At 40.4% G+C, this 431-nt stretch carries 1 pseudogene; it reads right to left on the minus strand.

The annotated features are described in order from the left end of the window. Positions 1-351, minus strand: a pseudogene (locus HC175_RS19035) (substrate-binding domain-containing protein); the annotation flags it as partial. Positions 352-431 lie beyond the last annotated feature (80 nt).

The following is a 431-nucleotide window of genomic DNA, read 5'->3' on the forward strand; positions in this document are numbered from 1 at the left end:
ATAAAATACCTTATGATCATCGATCCCTACTTTATCCACGGCCATATCAAATCCAATCCTGTCATAAAGGACCACAGGAATATCATATTGAAGGATATTATTGATGTGTTCAAAATCTTTTTTACGCTGTGTTTCTTCTGCTATGGCAATCAATACGCCATCAACGTATCCTGAAGTCAGCAACTCTGCTATTTGCTTTTCCCTGTCGTAAGATTCATTAGAAATGTAGGTCATGAGCTGCAGCCCCTCTCTCTGCGCCCTTTCTTCCATGCCTGAAAGCACTTTTGCAAAAAAGGAATTAGCGATGTTTGGGATCAAAACCCCAATAGTACCGCTTTTACTGCTTTTCAAGTTGACTGCAGTCGGGTTGGGTCTATAATTGTGAAGAGCAGCCAATTCCTTTACCCTTTCAATCGTTTTGGGACTTATTT

The sequence above is a fragment of the Salinimicrobium oceani genome, from assembly GCF_012037645.1.